Source organism: Bradyrhizobium sp. USDA 4011 (genome assembly GCF_054063415.1).
Map to the genome: position 1 here is coordinate 599,341 of NZ_JBSSGG010000001.1, position 17,590 is coordinate 616,930.

A 17,590-nucleotide genomic window follows, 5' to 3' on the forward strand; every position below is an offset into this window, starting at 1 on the left:
GTTTTGTCTGGACATGATCCGATCGGAAAACCGGTTTCCACTTTTCCGGATCATGCCTTGGGTCAGCTTTTCGCGACCGGCGGCAACAGCGCCTGCAGCGCTTCGGCGCGCGAACGCAGGCTCGGCGGCGTCTCGCCGTCATTGGCAATCTGGTCGAGCCACTGCCGCGCGGCGGTGGCATCGTTGGCGCGCCAGGCCGACAGCGCCAGCAGTTCGCGCGCGGAGTGGCGGAACGTCGAGTCCTTCGACGTCGCCATCGCCTCGAGCCGTTGCACCATGTTCGGATAGGTCGTGGTGTCCATCACCATCTGCGCGGCACGGATCCGCGCCAGATCCCGATCGGGGCCGCCGACGCTGCGGTCGGCTGCGATCTCGTCATAGAGTTTCGCAGCGGCCGGCTGATCGCGGGTCGCGACCTCGGCGGCCATGCGCAGCCGCGCCAGATTGCGGTAGCCGGACGGCGCCTTGGTGATCAGGTCGGCAAACGCGGCCTCGGCCTCGGCATGCTTGTTCTGGTCCGACAGTTCGACGGCGCGGTCGAACGCCGCACCAGCCTCAGCGGCCTTCTTGCCCTCGAGATATTGGTAGCCACGCCAGCCACCGACGCCCGCGACAACCAGGATCGCCAGCGCGATGATGAAAAGCGAGTACTTGTCCCACAGCTTCTTGAGCTGATCGCGACGGACTTCCTCGTCGACTTCGTCAAATAATTCAGACACTTAAGGCTATCCCATCCCCTCGGGACCGCGAATCTCGGTGGAGCGCAGCCCCTACCCGATCCCACATCGCGGCGGCGTTACCCTAACGGTGTGGCGGAGGCAAGGCAAAGCGAGGCGGATCAAAGCGTTAACCAGGGAAGTTTGCAGCGGCACGCGACGGTGGCTGGCTCCCTCTCCCGCTTGCGGCAGGGCTGTCCGGGGAATGATTCACTGTGTCGCGGTGCATGCTCGGCGAAACCGAGGCAAATCGGTCTTTTCTGGTTGTCGAGACACAGAAGGCCGAGCATGCGATTTCGCGATAGCATTTTTAGTAGGCTGCTTGAACCGATCAATCGGCGGCAGTTTCAGGCGGCTGTGGATCGTCTGGACGGGGATGCCTATGACAAGTCGTTCAAGAGCTGGGATCACCTGGTAGCGCTGATCTATGCGCAGTTGAGCGGGAACAACAGCCTGCGCGCCGTGGTGACCGGCTTCAACGCCAATCCTCAGCATCACTATCACCTGGGCACCGGCAGGTTGTCCCGCTCGACACTGTCGGATGCCAACAGCCGCCGCCCGTCCAGCATTTTTGCGCAAACCTTTGCACGATTGTCGGCGATGGCAAGCCGGCAGTTGCGGGGCGAAGGCACGGAGATGGTGCGCCTGATCGATGCCAGTCCGATCCCGCTTGGCAAAGTTTGCACCTGGGCGGCGTGGAACGGCCGCATCCGCGGCATGAAGCTGCACGTGGTCTACGATCCCAAGGGCGATATCCCGAAGTGCGTCGAGGTGACGGCTGCCAACGTCAACGATATCGAGATCGGTCGCCAGACTCCGATCCAGGCCGGCACAACCTATGTGTTCGACAAGGGATATTGCCGTTTCGACTGGTGGCATAAGATCAATGACAGCAAGGCTTTCTTCGTGACCCGGCCGAAGACGAGCATCCGGCTACGCGCGGTCAGGCATCGCACCATCCGCAACAGCAAGGGGGACGGCTTCAAGATCATCGTCGACGACGAGGTGAAGCTCACCAGTAAGGGCGACTCGCGTTTGCCGATACCGCTGCGGCGCATCAAGGTCAGGCGGGAGAACGGCGGCGTGATCACGCTTCTCACCAACGACACGACCCGAACGGCTGTCGAGATCGCCGCCCTCTACAAGAGCCGGTGGCAGATCGAACTGCTGTTCCGCTGGATCAAGCAACACCTCGACATTCGCAAGTTCCTCGGCACCAATGACAATGCAATCCGCCTGCAAGTCCTTGCTGCGATGATTGCCTACCTACTGTTGCGCATTGCCGCGCGGTCCCACTGCATCAAAATGCTGCCGCTCAGGCTCGCCGAACTCGTCAGCCAGTTCCTGTTCACCCGGCGAGCCTTCGCCAGCATCGAAAAGCCTCCGCCAATCAACCCTGGCCGTCGCAAATCCACAACGTCCCTCGACCAGATGGAACTCTGCTATGGTTGAACTTCCCCGGACAGCCCTGCGCTTGCGGGGGGAGGTAAGGAAGCTAGGACGCCGAGAGGCTCTCCCTGAGCTGACGCTTGATCACCTTGCCGTTGGCGTTGCGCGGCAGCGGCTCCGATGTCAGCGCCATCGTCTCCGGCACCTTGTAGTCGGAGAGACGCTCGGCGCACCAGGCGCGCAGGCTCTCCGCATTCACCTCCGTGCGGGTCACGATCACCGCGTGGACGCGCTCGCCGAGCACCGGACACGGCCTGGCGATGATCGCGCTCTCGACCACGGCTGGATGGCCGGCCAGGACCGACTCGACCTCGGCGGAATAGATCTTCAGACCGCCGCGGTTGATCATGTCCTTCTGGCGGTCGAACACGCGGACGAAGTTTTCAGCATCGACCGAGCCGAGATCGCCGGAATGCCAGAACCCGGCGGTAAAACTCTCGGCGGTCGCCTTCGGATTGTTCCAGTAGCCCTTGATGACGGAGGCGCCGCGGATCCAGAGCTCGCCGATTGCGCCGCGCGGCACCTCGCGGCCATCGGCGCCCATCACGACGATCTCCGCGCCGGGACACGGCAGGCCGACACTGTCGATATGCGCAGCGGTCAACTCACCCGGCATCAAGGTCGAGGGCGACGTGGTCTCGGTCGCGCCATAGCAGTTCGCGAGCTTGAGCCCGGGAATCTTGGCGTCGAGCTTTTCGATGGTCGCGACCGGCATCGGCGCGCCGCCGAAACCGCCGATCCGCCAGCTCGACAGATCGTAGCTGTCGAAATCCGGCTGCATCAGGCAGAGATTGTACATCGCCGGCACCATCACGGTGTAGGTGACGCGCTCGCGCGCCGCGACCTTCAGATATTCCGACGCCTTGAACTCCGGCATGATGATCAGCGCGCCGGCGCAGCGCGCCATGGTGGTGATGTTGGCGACCGCGCCGGTGACATGCGCGAGCGGCACCGCGGCGATCGAGCGATCGGCCCTGGTCAGCTTCAGGCAGGACACGAACACCATCGAGGAGTGGATGATGTTGCAATGGGCCAGCATCGCGCCTTTCGGCCGGCCGGTGGTGCCCGAGGTGTAGAGGATCATCGCGGTGTCCTCTTCCCTCACCTCCGCCGGCGCCTGCGCCGGAGCGTTGTCGTGCAGGACAGCGAATTGCGATGCGCCGTCGTCGCTGACGGAAATGCGATGCGCGAGGCCGGGAATATCGGCAGGGACGGGGATGCGGTCGGCAAGCGCGGCCTCGTGGACCAGAAGCTTCGCGCCGCAATCGTTCAGCACATAGGCGATCTCGGGCTTCTGCTGGCGCGTCGAGAGCAGCACCGTGACGAGGCCAGCATGGGCGGCGGCGAACATCGTCAGCACGAACTCGATGCGATTGCCGAGCAGGATCGCGACGCGGTCGCCCGGCGCAAGGCCAAGCTTTGCAAAGCCGGCTGCGACCTTCGCGGATTGCTCGGCAACCTCGCGCCAGGAGAGGCGCGTTGCGCCGCAGATCAGCGCCTCGCCGTCGCCATTCTGCGCGACGGCGTCTGCGATCATCGCCCACAGGTTGGCTGGCCGCTCGGCGAAGACAGGCACGACGCGGTCGCCGAAGCGCGACTCGAGCCGCATCGGCGGCAGTGCGTGTTGCGACCAGTCCATGCCCGCCTCGTCAGCTCTTCTTCATGCCGTAGACGTGCTCCGGGCCCGGAAAGGCGCGGCTCTTCACATCGCGCGCATAGCCCGCGATCGCTTCCTCGATCATCGGACCGAGGTTGCCGTAGCGGCGCACGAATTTCGGCGCGCGCGGCGACAGGCCGAGCATGTCCTCAAGCACCAGCACCTGGCCGTCGCAGGCAGCGCTGGCGCCGATGCCGATGGTGGGAACAGTGATCGATTGCGTGATCTTGCGCGCTAAGGGCTCGGCGATCGCCTCGACCACGATCGAGAAAGCGCCCGCTTCCGCGATCGCCCTGGCGTCGTTCTCGATCGGTGCCCAGGTCTCCTCCTCACGGCCCTGCGCGCGGAACGAGCCGAGCGTGTTGATCGATTGCGGTGTTAGGCCGATATGGCCCATCACGGGAATGCCGCGCTCCGACAGGAACGCCACCGTCTCCGCCATCCGCGCGCCGCCCTCGAGCTTGACCGCGCCGCACAGCGTCTCCTTCATGATCCGCACCGCAGACTGGAACGCCTGCTCCTTCGAGCCCTCATAGGAGCCGAACGGCATGTCGACCACGACCAGCGCCTGTTGCGAGCCGCGCATCACCGCACGGCCCTGCAGGATCATCATGTCGAGCGTGACCGGCACCGTGGTCTCGAAGCCATGCATCACGTTGCCGAGGGAATCGCCGACCAGGATCGCGTCGCAGTGCCGGTCGACCAGTGCCGCGGTGTGCGCATGGTACGACGTCAGCATCACGATCGGCTCGCCGTTCTTGCGGGCGCGGAGATCGGGCGCGGTCTTGCGCTTGATGGCGGATTGAACAGACATAGTCAGGCTCCCATGACAGGCACGCCGATCACGACCGGGTGGAACGCAAACGCCAGCGCCAGATAGACGATGACACCGACCGCGATCGCGATCAGGTCGTTGGTCGGGCCGCCCACCGGGATCGGCGGCCCGCCGGCATCCGCGCGGCGCTTCAGCGAGATGCGGTCATAGACCGCCCAGCCGAGAAACGAGCCGAACAGGATGATCGAGCCGAGATCGCCATTGGCGAGCAGATGCGCAAACGCCCACAGCTTCACGCCCGCCAGCATCGGATGCTTCAGCGTGGTGTAGATGCGGCCGCGAATATAGGCGGCCACCACCAGGATCACGGCCGGCAGCATCAGCGCGACCGTAATGTGCTTGAACGCGGTCGGCGGCGTCCAGACGTCGATCCAGCCGGTCGCGCGGTAATGGCCGAAGCCCCAGATGATCAGCACGAGGCCGGCGAACGACACCAGCGAATAGACGCCCTTGTAGGCCCCCTCGCCCATCGCATTCACGATGCCGGCGCGCAGCTCGCGCAGGCTGGTCAGCACATGGATGCCGAGGAACAGCACGAGACCCAGGATCATGACGAGCAGTCCCACGATGTTCCTCCCCTGTTGATTGCTGTCTTCGCGTAACATCTTCGCCCGGCGGGACGCAATGCGTCACGCCGGGTGGCGGGCTACGGATTGCCGGCCGGCTTGGCCAGCTCGCGATTGTCGACATAGCGGATCATGATCGGGCGGCCGGCCAGCGCGCCGCCGAGCCCGCCGGTGAATTTCAGCGGCAGGCAGGCGCCGAGCGAAGCGTTGATCGCGTTGAGGTAGGTCGTGCGGGTATCCGCCGGGATGCCCCGCGTCGCGAACGTCAGCCGCGGCGTGCCGATCATCTCCCCGGTCCGCTTGAAGCTGAAGCGCACCGACATCTGCATGCCCTCGCGCGCATCGTCCGCCGGCGGCGGCGCCCAGCAGGAGCGCAGCGCGGCGAACAGATCGCCGATGGTATCGAGATCATGATCCGGCTTGCGGTACTTCTCGGCCTGCCCCTCGGGCGGCACCGTCAGGATCGTGAGCTGGAGATTTTCACCGTACGGATAATCCATCTCAGGAAAGCACGGCCCATGGTTGAGCACGCTGCAATAGGACGGGATGCAAGGCCCTTCGTCGAGCACACTGCAAGGCGTGTGTGCGAACGGCGCCGGATTGGTCTGCTGCCGCTGCTGCGCAGAGGCAGCGCTCGCGAGCACGACGGCCAGCACGGCAAAAGCGAGACAGATGGCGACGCGTCGGAGCATGCAGACGGACCCGGATTGCGCTCCGGGGAACATGGTACCGCGGCCGGACCGGAGCAAGCAGGGGCCGGTTCACGTCCTCGCGCTTTTCGCCTCACACCCCGCCGTCATCGCCCGGTCGAGCCGGGGGACGACCCTGAGTATGCGGCGCTACGCCTTCTTCTTCACGTCCTTGACGTTGGAGAAGGTGATGCCCTCGGCGCGCTCGCGGGTGTAGCCGAGATAGAACTCGTTCTTGGCCATGAACACGGGATCGCCGTCGACGTCGTCGGCGATGCCGGAATTGTTGGCGGCGATGAAGGCCTCTAACTTCTTGCGGTCGTCGGACGAGATCCAGCGCGCCAGCGAGAACTCGGAGATCTCGAACTCGACCGGCAGCGAATATTCCGCATCGAGCCGCGCCTTCAGCACGTCGAGCTGCAGCGGACCGACCACGCCGACCAGCGCCGGCGCGCCGTCGCGCGGGCGGAACACCTGCACGACGCCCTCCTCCGACATCTGCTGCAACGCCTCCTTCAGCTTCTTCGCCTTCATCGCATCCGTCAGCCGAACGCGGCGGACGATTTCCGGCGCGAAGCTCGGCACGCCGACGAAGGTCAGATCCTCGCCCTCGGTCAGGGTGTCGCCGATCCGCAAGGTGCCGTGGTTCGGAATGCCGACGACGTCACCGGCAAACGCTTCGTCCGCCACCGAGCGATCCTGGGCGAAGAAGAATTGTGGGCTCGACAGGCTCATGTTCTTGCCGGTGCGCACCAGCTTGGCCTTCATGCCGCGACTGAGCTTGCCGGAGCACAGCCGGGCGAACGCGATGCGGTCGCGGTGGTTCGGATCCATGTTGGCCTGGATCTTGAACACGAACGCGCTCATGCGCGGCTCGGCCGCCTCGACCTTGCGCAGATCGGAGTCCTGCGCGCGCGGCGCCGGCGCGAACTTGCCGAGGCCTTCCAGCAAGTCGCCGACACCGAAATTGCGCAGCGCGCTGCCGAAATAGACCGGCGTCAGATGCCCCTCGCGGAAGGCCGCGAGCTCGAACGGCTTGCAGGCTTCGGAGGCCAGCGCCAGCTCGTCCCTGACCTCGGCGACGTCGAGATTGGGGTTGCGCTTGCCGAGATCGGCGATGTCGATCTGCTCGGTGGCGCCGGTCTTGGCGCCGCCGCCCTCGAGCAACCGCACGCCGCCATTGACGACATCATAGGTGCCGAGGAAGTCGCGGCCGCGGCCGACCGGCCAGGTCATCGGCGTGGTGTCGAGCGCCAGCGTCTTCTCGATCTCGTCGAGAAGCTCGAACGTGTCGCGGCTCTCGCGGTCCATCTTGTTGATGAAGGTGATGATCGGGATGTCGCGCAGGCGGCACACCTCGAACAGTTTGCGCGTGCGCGCCTCGATGCCTTTGGCGGCGTCGATCACCATCACCGCGGAGTCGACCGCAGTCAGCGTGCGATAGGTGTCTTCCGAAAAGTCCTCGTGGCCCGGCGTATCCAGCAGGTTGAACACGAGGTCGTTGAACTCGAAGGTCATCACAGAGGTGACGACCGAGATGCCGCGCTCGCGCTCGATCTTCATCCAGTCCGAGCGCGTGTTGCGGCGCTCGCCCTTGGCCTTGACCTGGCCCGCGAGGTTGATGGCGCCGCCGAACAGCAGCAGCTTTTCCGTCAGCGTGGTCTTGCCGGCGTCCGGGTGCGAGATGATCGCAAAGGTGCGCCGTCGCGCCACTTCCTCGGAAAGCGGCGAGCGGGACGGCGATTCGGTTGAAACAGCGGTATCAGACATGGCGGGGCAGCGTTTGGCAGGGAAAACGGGCGCAATCAAGGGCGTTTTGTCGCAATGCGGGATGGCCGCACCACCCACATATAGGCACGAGAAGGACGACCTTCTCCTCACCATACCATCCGCGGGGACGACCCTGCTCTATCCGGAGGGTTCGTTATGGCTTGGGCCATTCTGTTCACCGCAGGCCTGCTCGAGATCGGCTGGGCGATCGGGCTGAAGTATACCGAGGGTTTTTCGCGGTTGGTGCCATCGGTACTGACGCTCGCGGCGATGGCCGGCAGCGTCATCCTGCTCGGCATCGCGCTGAAGACGCTGCCGATTGGAACCGCCTATGCGGTCTGGACCGGGATCGGCGCGGTCGGCACCGCGGCGCTCGGCATCATCCTCCTCGGCGAACCCGCGACCGCGATGCGACTTGCCAGCATCGGGCTGATCGTGTCCGGCATCGTCGGGCTGAAGCTCGTGGGGTAGTCACTTCAGAACCTGCACCGCCCAGTAGGACAGCGCCGCGATCGCTGCCGCCGCCGGGATCGTGATCACCCAGGCATAAACGATCGAGCTTGCAACGTTCCAGCGCACGGCTGAGAGCCGCCGCGCCGCGCCTACGCCGACGATGGCGCCGGTGATGGTATGCGTGGTCGACACCGGAACCCCGAGATAGGTCGCCATGAACAAGGTCACGGCGCCGCCGGTCTCGGCGCAGAAGCCCTGCATCGGCGTCAGCTTGGTGATCCGCAGCCCCATGGTGCGCACGATCCGCCAGCCGCCCATCAGGGTACCCAGCGCCATCGCGCTCTGGCAGGCCAGCACGACCCAGAACGGAATCTCGAACTTGTCGCCGAGATGGCCCTGCGAGTAGAGCAGCACGGCGATGATGCCCATGGTCTTCTGCGCGTCGTTGCCGCCATGGCCGAGCGAATAGAGCGACGCCGAGGCGAATTGCAGGATGCGGAAGGCGCGATCGACCGCGAACGGCGTCGAGCGCACCGAGAGCCAGGACACGATCGCAACCAGCACCAGCGCCAGCAGGAAGCCGACCAGCGGCGACAGCACGATCGCGAGCAAGGTCTTGGTGAGCCCGCTCCACACCGCCGCCGAAATGCCCGCCTTCGCCATGCCGGCGCCGACCAGGCCGCCGATCAGCGCGTGCGAGCTCGACGAGGGAATGCCGAGCGCCCAGGTGATCACGTTCCAGGCGATCGCGCCGACCAGCGCGGCGAAGATCACGGTCGCGTCCACCACCGACGGATCGATGATCCCGGTACCGATCGTGTTGGCGACGTGCAGGCCGAACACCGCGAAGGCGACAAAGTTGAAGAACGCCGCCCAGAACACCGCATATTGCGGCCGCAGCACGCGCGTCGAGACGATGGTCGCAATCGAGTTCGCGGCATCGTGCAGGCCGTTCAGGAAATCGAACAGCAGCGCGACCGCAATCAGGATGGTCAGGACCGGAAGACCCAGCGTGGCGTCCACGTGATGTCCCTGCCCTAAACCTGTTCAATCACGATCGAGTTGATCTCGTTGGCGACGTCGTCGAAGCGGTCGGCCACCTTCTCGAGGTGGTCGTAGATCTCCGCACCGACGATGAAGTCCATCGCGTTGGCGTCGCGGTGCTTCAGGAACAGCTCCCTGAGCCCGATATCCTGGAGATCGTCGACCCGCCCCTCGAGCTTGGTCAGCTCCTCGGTGATCTGGGTCAGCATCGAGACGTTGTGGCCGATCGCCTGCAGCAGAGGCAGCGCGCGGCCGACCAGATTGGCGCATTCGACGATCAGGCCGCCCATCTCGCGCATCGGCGGCTCGAACTCGCGCACCTCGAACAGCATCACCGCCTTTGCGGTCGCCTGCATCTGGTCGACCGCGTCGTCCATCGCGGTGATCAGGTTCTTGATGTCGCCGCGGTCGAACGGGGTGATGAAGGTTCGGCGAACGGCGGTCAGGACCTCACGGGTGACGCTATCGGCGTCGTTCTCGAACTGGTTGACGCGCTGGCAGAAGACCGGGGTCTCCTCGCCGCCCTTCAGCATGTCCTGCAGCGCCAGCGCGCACTGCACGGAGGTCTGGGCGTGGCGGGCGAACAGGTCGAAAAATCGCTCTTCCTTGGGCAGAAAGGCGCGAAACCAGCGCAGCATGTCTCAATTCCATCATTCCAGGACAGCCCTTTTAGCGACTGTCACAGAACTGTCATAGAGCATCTGGCGGGGAAAACACCGGGACCGACCGCCCGAACCGGCGGTCGTCCACCGCTAAGTCGGCAGCAAATCGCGTGCCCTGCCCTACAGCGAGCGCCGCAGCAGGTGGGCCAGTTCACCGACCAGGCCGCGCCGGAACAGCAGCACGCAGGCCACGAAGATCACGCCCTGGATCACCGTCACCCACTGGCCGAAACCGGCGAGATATTGCTGCATGGCGATGATCACGAATGCGCCGACCACCGGGCCGAAGATGGTCCCGAGACCGCCGACCAGCGTCATCAGCACGATTTCGCCGGACATCGACCAGTGCACGTCGGTGAGCGAGGCGTTCTGCGCCACGAACACCTTCAGCGAGCCCGCAAAGCCCGCCAGCGTGCCCGACAGGATGTAGGCCAGCATCTTGTACTGGTCGGTCTTGTAGCCGAGCGAGATCGCGCGCGGCTCGTTCTCGCGGATCGACTTCAGCACCTCGCCGAACGGCGAGTTGATGGTGCGGTAGATCAGCAGGAAGCCGGCGAGGAATCCGACCAGCACGACGTAGTAGAGCACCGTCGGCTTCGTCAGGTCGAAGATCCCGAACAGGTGCCCCTGCGGGATGCCCTGGATGCCGTCTTCACCATGGGTGAACGGCGCCTGCAGATAGATGAAATAGAGCAGCTGCGACAGCGCCAGCGTGATCATCGAGAAATAGATGCCCTGGCGGCGGATCGAGATGAAGCCGGTGACGAGGCCGAGCAAGGCGGCCGCGGCGGTGCCGGCCACGATGCCGAGCTCCGGCGGCAACCCCCACACCTTCAGCGCATGCGCCGAGACGTAGCCGGCGGTGCCGAGGAACATGGCGTGGCCGAACGACAGCAGGCCGCCATAGCCGATCAAAAGGTTGAAGGCGCAGGCGAGCAGCGCAAAGCACAGCGCCTGCATCACGAAGAAGGGATAGATCCCCGTGAATGGCACCACTGCGAGCAGCACCGCCATCACGGCGAACACGATCATCTCGTCGCGCATCGCGCGCGGCGTCATCGGAAGTGTATCGTCGGTCAATGCTGACATATCAGGCCGCCCGTCCCGTCAGTCCCGTTGGCTTCACCAGCAACACCACCACCATCAGGACAAACACCACGGTGTTGGAGGCCTCGGGATAAAAATACTTGGTCAGTCCCTCGATCACGCCGAGCGCGAAGCCGGTGATGATCGAGCCCATGATCGAGCCCATGCCGCCGATCACGACCACCGCGAACACCACGATGATGAGATCGGCGCCCATCAGCGGGCGGACCTGGTTGATCGGCGCCGACAGCACGCCGGCGAGCGCGGCGAGACCGACGCCGAGCCCGTAGGTCAGCGTGATCATGCGCGGCACGTTGATGCCGAAGGCCCGCACCAGCGTCGGGTTCTCGGTGGCGGCGCGCAAGTAGGCGCCGAGCTGCGTCTTCTCGATCAGGAACCAGGTGGCAAGGCACACCACCAGCGAGAAGATCACGACCCAGCCGCGATAGACGGGTAAGAACATGAAGCCAAGATTGACGCCGCCCTTGAGCTGATCCGGGATCGAGTAAGGCAGGCCGGAGGAGCCGAAATAGTTCTGGAACACGCCCTGCACGATCAGCGCGATGCCGAACGTCAGCAGCAGTCCGTAGAGGTGGTCGAGGCCGGCGAGCCATTGCAGCATGGTCCGCTCGAGGATCATGCCGAAGATGCCGACGATGACAGGTGCGATGAGCAGCGCCCACCAGTAGTTGATGCCGCCCAGATTGAGCAGGAAATACGCCACGAAGGCGCCCATCATGTAGAGTGCGCCATGCGCGAAATTGATGATGTTGAGCATGCCGAAGATGACGGCGAGCCCCAGACTGAGCAGCGCGTAGAACGAGCCGTTGATCAGTCCCACCAGAAGCTGTGCGTAGAGAGCCTGCATCGAATGAGCTTTCGCTGGATAGATGAAGCCCGCCGGCCACGCCCATGGCCGGCGGGCATGATCGTCACTTCTTCAGAAGCGCACAGGTGCTCTTGTCGAGCGGCGTGAAGGCCTGGTTGCCCGGCACGGTGCCGACCAGCTTGTAGAAGTCCCACGGACCCTTGGACTCCGAGGGCTTCTTCACCTCGAACAGATAGGCGTCGTGAGTGACGCGGCCGTTGGCCTCGACCTCGCCCTTGCCGAACAGCGGATCGTCGGTCGGGATGGTCTTCATCTTCGCGACCACCTTGGCGCCGTCATGCGGATTGCCGCCGAGCGCTTCCAGCGCCTTGAAGTAATGCAGCAGGCCCGCATAGACGCCGGCCTGCACCATGGTCGGGGGAGCACCGCTCTTCATCTTCTCCGAGAAGCGCTTCGAGAACGCACGGGTGTTGTCGTTGAGGTCCCAGTAGAACGTCTCGGTGAAGTTGAGGCCCTGCGCGGTCTCCAGCCCGATCGCCTTGACGTCGGTGATGAACAGCAGCAGCGCCGCGAGCTTCTGGCCGCCCTTGACGATGCCGAACTCGGCCGCCTGCTTGATCGAGTTGGTGGTGTCGCCGCCGGCATTGGCGAGACCGATGATCTTGGCCTTGGAGGCCTGTGCCTGCAGCAGGAACGAGGAGAAGTCCGCGGTGTTGAGCGGGTGCTTGACGCCGCCGACCACCTTGCCGCCGTTGGCGAGGATGACGGCGGTGGTGTCGCGCTCCAGCGCCGCGCCGAACGCGTAGTCGGCGGTCAGGAAGAACCAGGTGTCCCCGCCCGCCTTCACCAGCGCCTGGCCGGTGGCGTGCGCCAGCATGTAGGTATCGTAGGTCCAGTGCACGGTGTTCGGCGTGCACTGCGCGTTGGTGAGATCGGAAGTCGCGGCGCCCGAATTGATATAGACGCCGTTCTTCTCCTTCACGACGTTGTTGACCGCGAGGGCTACGCCGGAATTCGGCACGTCGACGATGGTGTCGACCTTGTCGACGTCGAACCACTGGCGGGCGATGGTGGTGCCGATATCGGGCTTGTTCTGGTGATCACCGGAGATCAGGTCGATGGTCCAGCCCTTGGCCTTGAGGCCGGAATCCTCGATCGCCATCTGCGCCGCCAGCGTCGAGCCGGGGCCGGCGAGGTCGGCATAGAGGCCGGACTGATCCGACAACACGCCGATCTTGACTGTCTTGTCGTCAGCGGAGGCGATGCTGGCGACGGAGAGCACCATCGTGGTGCCGAGCAGAAGCGCTGAAATCGTATTCCTCATGGCGTATTCCCTCAGTTCTTAAATTTTCTGGCTCCGGCGATTTCACACGCCGAGATAGGTATGCAGCTTGTCCATGTTGGCCGACAGCTCCGAATTGGCGAAGCCGTCGATCACCTTGCCGTGCTCGACGATGTAGTAGCGGTCGGCAACGGTCGAGGCGAAGCGGAAATTCTGTTCGACCAGCAGGATGGTGAATCCCTCCGACTTCAGCCGCGCAATAGTGTGCCCGATCTGCTGAATGATGACCGGCGCCAGCCCTTCGGTCGGCTCGTCCAGCATCAGGAAGCGCGCGCCGGTGCGCAGGATGCGCGCAATCGCCAGCATCTGCTGCTCGCCGCCCGACAGCTTGGTGCCCTGGCTGGTGAGCCGCTCCTTCAGGTTGGGAAACAGCGTGAAGATCTGGTCGAGCGACAGGCCGCCCGGGCGCACCACCGGCGGCAGCAGCAAGTTCTCGCGCACGTCGAGGCTGGCGAAGATGCCGCGCTCCTCGGGGCAGAATGCGATGCCGAGCCGCGCAATCTTGTCCGACGTGGCGCGGATGATCTCCTTGTTGTCGAAACGGATCGAGCCGGTGCGCTTGCCGATGACGCCCATGATCGACTTCAGCGTCGTGGTCTTGCCGGCGCCGTTGCGGCCGAGCAGCGTCACCACTTCGCCCGCCTTCACGTTGAAATTGATGCCGTGAAGAATGTGGGATTCGCCGTACCAGGCCTGCAGATCGCTGACCGTCAGCACCTCGGCGCCGGCCGCAGCCACGGGCCTCTCCGCCAGTTTTGCCTCAGCCATGACCCGCTCCCAGATAGGCTTCCTTCACGCGCTCGTCCTTGGAGAGGTCGGCGTAGTTGCCCTCCGCCAGCACCTGCCCGCGCGTCAGCACGGTGATGATGTCGGAGAGGTTGGCGACCACCGAGAGGTTATGTTCGACCATCAGGATGGTGTATTTGGCGGAGATCCGCTTGATCAGCGCCGCGATCTTGTCGATGTCCTCGTGGCCCATGCCGGCCATCGGTTCGTCGAGCAGCATCATCTCGGGGTCGAGCGCGAGCGTTGTTGCAATTTCAAGTGCGCGCTTGCGGCCGTACGGCATCTCCACCGCCGGGGTATTGGCGAATTCGCTCAAGCCGACGTCGTTCAGCAGTTCATGGGCGCGCGGATTGAAGCGGTCGAGCACGGTCTTCGAACGCCAGAAATCGAATGACGAGCCGTGCTGGCGCTGCAGCGCCACGCGGACGTTTTCGAGCGCCGTCATGTGCGGAAATACCGCCGAAATCTGGAACGAACGGACCAGCCCGAGCCGCGCCACGTCGGCCGGCGGCATCGCGGTGATGTCCTGGCCCTTGTAGCGAATCTGCCCGCCGGTCGGCTTCAGGAATTTGGTCAGCAGATTGAAACAGGTCGTCTTGCCGGCGCCGTTCGGCCCGATCAACGCATGGATACTGCCGCGACGCACCTTCAGCGCAACGTCGCGAACGGCAAAGAAACCCGCGAATTCCTTGGTCAATCCGCTGGTTTCGAGAATGAACTCATCGGCCAAATAGATTCCCCCATACGCCATCGCCGCGAAGCCCGTCGCCCGCGTGGCCAGCCTTTTTCGTGTTCGACAGGTTGTCCGTACGTCTTGGAAACCGTCCGGGGCCTGTCGCCTCCGGGCCGGAATATGCCGTCATCTGTGGCGGTTACGCAAGGTGGAAAGCTGTGCAGTGCAGTATTCGCACGACCAGTTCCGGTTGATCCTTAGTCGAATGGCCTCTGAGCGCGCTTTGCGCCTCGGAAAGCCGCCGTTAAGGGTGTTTTGCTCCGGACTTTCCCTTTCATAGAATATTTCCGCCTCTCGCCGAAGCTTCCGCCATTGTATTAAGGGCGGTCGGAGCCTTGCATTTCGAGAGCGCCAATTCCTCGGTCATCAAGTCGATCCGGCAACGTGATTTTCTGAACACGTGGCTGCGGCTTTATGCCCGCGACCCAACCATCCCACGCTTCGGCTAGCCCATGCCATTCAGGAGCGCCGATCCATCGGTGGTCAAATCGATCACCCAGAGGGTGCTGCTGAACGCCTGGCTGCGCGCGCAGCGCTCGCCGGACGCCCTTCCCTTGCTGTGCGATTTCCACACCGACGGCACCGCCGACGAGCGCGCCGACATGATGGGCTTTGACGTGGTCGGCAGCGGTGACGCGGCACGCTTCCTGATCACGCAGGAAGGCGCGCGGCTGACGACGGCCTATGGCAACGAGCACGTCGAGCCGCGACTGCGCACCAACCGCTATCTCGATGATGCGATCGGCCCGGAGCGCTATGCCGGCGTCATCCTGTCCTATCGTGCTTGCCTCGCGCGCAAGCGGCCGACCTACACGGTTGCCGAGGTCACCGACGCCGACGGCAAGGACGTATCTTATGAGCGGCTGCTGCTGCCGTTCGGGCGCGGCGACACCGTCGAGCACATCATCGGCTCCTACAAGGCGATCAGCATCGAGGGCGGATTCCGGCTGCACAATCTGATGGGCGTCAAGGCGAAGGCCGTGCCGGTCGTCACGGTTCGCGCCGTGATCGACCGCAGGTTCGTGCCGGCAGATCATCCGCCGAGCCAGGATTCAGTCGAACTGATCTAGGGCGTACTCATGAATCCGGTACGCACGTGCGCGGGATACGATGTCCGAGTTGCCCTCAAAAGCAGACATCGACGATCTCCAAGTGTATGTCAGCAAAGGGCCAGGAAGAGACATTGGATGACAGAAAAGCTTCCTCTATGCTGACAGACCGCAACAATCGAAGGGAAGCACCAGTGTCTCATCGCTCAACTGCACCTAACTGGCGATCCTTCAAGACCGAGCAAACCGGCGCGAACGTTGGACATTGCAATTGTTGTGGATGTGCTACGAAGCGAGTTTGGGGGTTCATCTATCGAGATGGCGAGGCAGTAGCGGCATATTTCGTCGGATGGGCTGAACGACGACCTGATCACGGCGCAACCTTCGATCTAGTGCTAGGGAAATGGGGCGATGGGGCCACTCGATTGGACCGTTTCGCTGTCGCTCTCGACTACCGTATTGTGAAGGCATCGCCTCAGTTCATGGTTGTGGACGCAGGGGGTCGTCTGACGTCCGGAGGTAACCTCGCGGGTACGGCCCTCAAGCGATCCGATGTCATCGGAACCGCCCTTGCACCCCAAGTCTTCGCAGTCGTCGACGCAATTTACATGGGCGACTTGCGCTTGGACGAATTGCGGGAGTGGGGCCGGTGAATTCCGCTCTGGGTCAAAAGGCGACATCCCTGCGGTCGAGGCCGCGTGTCCGCTACCTCTCGAAAGCGGACGGTCCCGGATTTATGAGTAGACGCTCCAGTTTGCGCCGAACGCATCAGCCGTCCTTGCGTGCCTTTGCCGGCACTTCCTTGGCGTAGATGTCCGGCTTGAAGCCGACGACGCGCTTCGGCCCGAGATCGAGCACCGGACGCTTGATCATCGAGGGCTGCTCGGCCATCAGCGCCAGCGCCTTGCGCTCGTTCAAACCTTCCTTGTCGGTATCGGGCAGCTTCTTGAAGGTCGTGCCGGCGCGGTTGAGCAGCGTCTCCCAGCCGACCTCGTCGCTCCACTGCTTGAGCTTGTCCTTGGCGATCCCGGCGGTCTTGTAGTCGTGGAAGTCATAGGCGACGCCGTGATCGTCGAGCCAGCTGCGCGCCTTCTTCATGGTGTCGCAGTTCTTGATGCCGTAGATGGTGATGGTCAAAGCCGTTCCCCGCATGCGATTGCTGCGGGGAAACTAGCCTCACTGCAACGGCAGCGCCAGATCAGACCGCGCCGCGAGGGCGTGAAGAAGGCGTAGTGCCCAATACTCGGTGTAGTCCCCCGGCTCGACCGGGGGACCCAGTACGCCGCGGCATCTCCGTGTCTCACAGCCGCCTCTGGAATACTGGATCGCCCGGTCAAGCCGGGCGATGACAGCGGGGGTATGACGAGAAGAAGCGGTCTCCACACTGATATTGGTGGCGCTCAATGCGCGTAGCGCGTGAAGACGAAATCGTGATCGCTGGCATGCGCGTCGTGGCAGGCGAAGCACGTCTCGTGCTGGGCGGCATCGACCGGCTTGCCGTCGATGAAGCGGCCAAAGCCCCAGCCGCCGGTCGAAGCATATCTGGCGGAGTCCTTGACCATGACCTGGACGGTGGTCGCCTGCCCGGCGATGAACGCACCGTTGAGGCCCGCGACCGGCTTGCGCTTCCAGGCGAGCTTCACCAGCACGGTGCCGTCGGGGAATCGCGCGGCACCGTCCTGATAGGCCTTCACGGCGGTCGCATTGCCAAGCACACTGCGCAATTCGTCGAGCCCGGTCTCCTCGCCGACCGCGATCAGCTTCCAGTCGCGATAGCCGTCGGGAATTTTCACGCCGAAGATCGGCGATGCCAGCGCTGCGTCGTCGGCGCGCCCGACGGCAAACGGCAATGACGCGCTGAAGCAGGCTGCCGCGATCGCGGCAGCTGCCCATTTCACAACCTGTCTCATGATCCCTGTCCGGG

18 protein-coding genes are annotated in these 17,590 nt (G+C 64.0%); 3 read left to right on the forward strand and 15 right to left on the reverse strand.

Translation table 11 applies throughout. The annotated features are described in order from the left end of the window. Positions 1 to 62 precede the first annotated feature (62 nt). Entirely contained in the window at positions 63 to 719 is a 657-nt protein-coding gene (locus tag ACVW1C_RS03040) for a tetratricopeptide repeat protein (protein ID WP_456757115.1), read from the reverse strand. Positions 720 to 1,004: 285 nt separating this feature from the next. Between ACVW1C_RS03040 and ACVW1C_RS03045 the strand changes: the two genes are divergently transcribed. Then, positions 1,005 to 2,168, forward strand: coding sequence for an IS4 family transposase (locus tag ACVW1C_RS03045; protein WP_456757919.1), 1,164 nt, complete (start codon positions 1,005 to 1,007; stop codon positions 2,166 to 2,168). Between the two features lie 43 nt (positions 2,169 to 2,211). Here the strand turns inward: ACVW1C_RS03045 and ACVW1C_RS03050 are convergent, their stop codons facing one another. From ACVW1C_RS03050 to ACVW1C_RS03070, 5 genes are all read right to left on the reverse strand, one after another. Then, positions 2,212 to 3,804: a class I adenylate-forming enzyme family protein gene (locus tag ACVW1C_RS03050; protein WP_456757116.1), complete on the reverse strand. Its 1,593-nt coding sequence runs from the start codon at positions 3,802 to 3,804 to the stop codon at positions 2,212 to 2,214. A 10-nt stretch (positions 3,805 to 3,814) separates the two neighbouring features. Continuing rightward, positions 3,815 to 4,636: a 3-methyl-2-oxobutanoate hydroxymethyltransferase gene (gene panB, locus ACVW1C_RS03055; RefSeq protein WP_456757117.1), complete on the reverse strand. Its 822-nt coding sequence runs from the start codon at positions 4,634 to 4,636 to the stop codon at positions 3,815 to 3,817. Positions 4,637 to 4,638: 2 nt separating this feature from the next. Continuing rightward, positions 4,639 to 5,223, reverse strand: a complete 585-nt coding sequence (locus ACVW1C_RS03060; RefSeq protein ID WP_456757118.1) for an NnrU family protein — start codon at positions 5,221 to 5,223, stop codon at positions 4,639 to 4,641. Positions 5,224 to 5,303: 80 nt separating this feature from the next. Next, complete coding sequence (locus ACVW1C_RS03065) at positions 5,304 to 5,915, reverse strand: hypothetical protein (protein WP_456757119.1); 612 nt, start codon at positions 5,913 to 5,915, stop codon at positions 5,304 to 5,306. Positions 5,916 to 6,062: 147 nt separating this feature from the next. Continuing rightward, a complete protein-coding gene (locus ACVW1C_RS03070; protein WP_456757120.1) occupies positions 6,063 to 7,682 on the reverse strand; it encodes a peptide chain release factor 3 in 1,620 nt (539 codons plus the stop codon). Between the two features lie 156 nt (positions 7,683 to 7,838). On the opposite strand from ACVW1C_RS03070, the gene sugE reads away from it, so the two are divergent. Further along, positions 7,839 to 8,153, forward strand: coding sequence for a quaternary ammonium compound efflux SMR transporter SugE (sugE, locus tag ACVW1C_RS03075; protein ID WP_092113374.1), 315 nt, complete (start codon positions 7,839 to 7,841; stop codon positions 8,151 to 8,153). On the opposite strand, the gene ACVW1C_RS03080 is transcribed toward sugE, so the two are convergent. From ACVW1C_RS03080 to ACVW1C_RS03110, 7 genes are all read right to left on the reverse strand, one after another. Continuing rightward, positions 8,154 to 9,158 carry an anion permease gene (locus tag ACVW1C_RS03080; protein ID WP_456757121.1) on the reverse strand — a complete coding sequence of 335 codons (1,005 nt, stop codon included), beginning with the start codon at positions 9,156 to 9,158 and terminating at the stop codon, positions 8,154 to 8,156. A 14-nt stretch (positions 9,159 to 9,172) separates the two neighbouring features. Beyond that, the gene (locus ACVW1C_RS03085) at positions 9,173 to 9,817 is read right to left on the reverse strand and encodes a DUF47 domain-containing protein (RefSeq protein ID WP_420971103.1); all 645 of its coding nucleotides are present in this window, start codon (positions 9,815 to 9,817) and stop codon (positions 9,173 to 9,175) included. 144 nt (positions 9,818 to 9,961) lie between these two features. After that, positions 9,962 to 10,930 (reverse strand): branched-chain amino acid ABC transporter permease, encoded by a 969-nt coding sequence (locus ACVW1C_RS03090; protein ID WP_456757122.1) that lies wholly within the window; start codon positions 10,928 to 10,930, stop codon positions 9,962 to 9,964. Position 10,931: 1 nt separating this feature from the next. Continuing rightward, the gene (locus tag ACVW1C_RS03095) at positions 10,932 to 11,795 is read right to left on the reverse strand and encodes a branched-chain amino acid ABC transporter permease (RefSeq protein WP_207838663.1); all 864 of its coding nucleotides are present in this window, start codon (positions 11,793 to 11,795) and stop codon (positions 10,932 to 10,934) included. A 64-nt stretch (positions 11,796 to 11,859) separates the two neighbouring features. After that, complete coding sequence (locus tag ACVW1C_RS03100) at positions 11,860 to 13,080, reverse strand: ABC transporter substrate-binding protein (protein WP_456757123.1); 1,221 nt, start codon at positions 13,078 to 13,080, stop codon at positions 11,860 to 11,862. Between the two features lie 42 nt (positions 13,081 to 13,122). Then, a complete protein-coding gene (locus tag ACVW1C_RS03105) occupies positions 13,123 to 13,866 on the reverse strand; it encodes an ABC transporter ATP-binding protein (protein WP_456757124.1) in 744 nt (247 codons plus the stop codon). Continuing rightward, positions 13,859 to 14,614 carry an ABC transporter ATP-binding protein gene (locus tag ACVW1C_RS03110; RefSeq protein ID WP_173637121.1) on the reverse strand — a complete coding sequence of 252 codons (756 nt, stop codon included), beginning with the start codon at positions 14,612 to 14,614 and terminating at the stop codon, positions 13,859 to 13,861. The genes ACVW1C_RS03105 and ACVW1C_RS03110 overlap by 8 nt, the downstream gene beginning before the upstream one ends. Before the next feature lie 455 nt (positions 14,615 to 15,069). Between ACVW1C_RS03110 and ACVW1C_RS03115 the strand changes: the two genes are divergently transcribed. Next, a complete protein-coding gene (locus tag ACVW1C_RS03115; RefSeq protein ID WP_456757125.1) occupies positions 15,070 to 15,687 on the forward strand; it encodes a hypothetical protein in 618 nt (205 codons plus the stop codon). Positions 15,688 to 16,434: 747 nt separating this feature from the next. Here the strand turns inward: ACVW1C_RS03115 and ACVW1C_RS03120 are convergent. Next, positions 16,435 to 16,803 (reverse strand): ArsC family reductase, encoded by a 369-nt coding sequence (locus tag ACVW1C_RS03120; protein WP_456757126.1) that lies wholly within the window; start codon positions 16,801 to 16,803, stop codon positions 16,435 to 16,437. A gap of 263 nt (positions 16,804 to 17,066) precedes the next feature. Beyond that, complete coding sequence (locus tag ACVW1C_RS03125; RefSeq protein WP_456757127.1) at positions 17,067 to 17,576, reverse strand: cytochrome P460 family protein; 510 nt, start codon at positions 17,574 to 17,576, stop codon at positions 17,067 to 17,069. Positions 17,577 to 17,590: the final 14 nt, after the last annotated feature.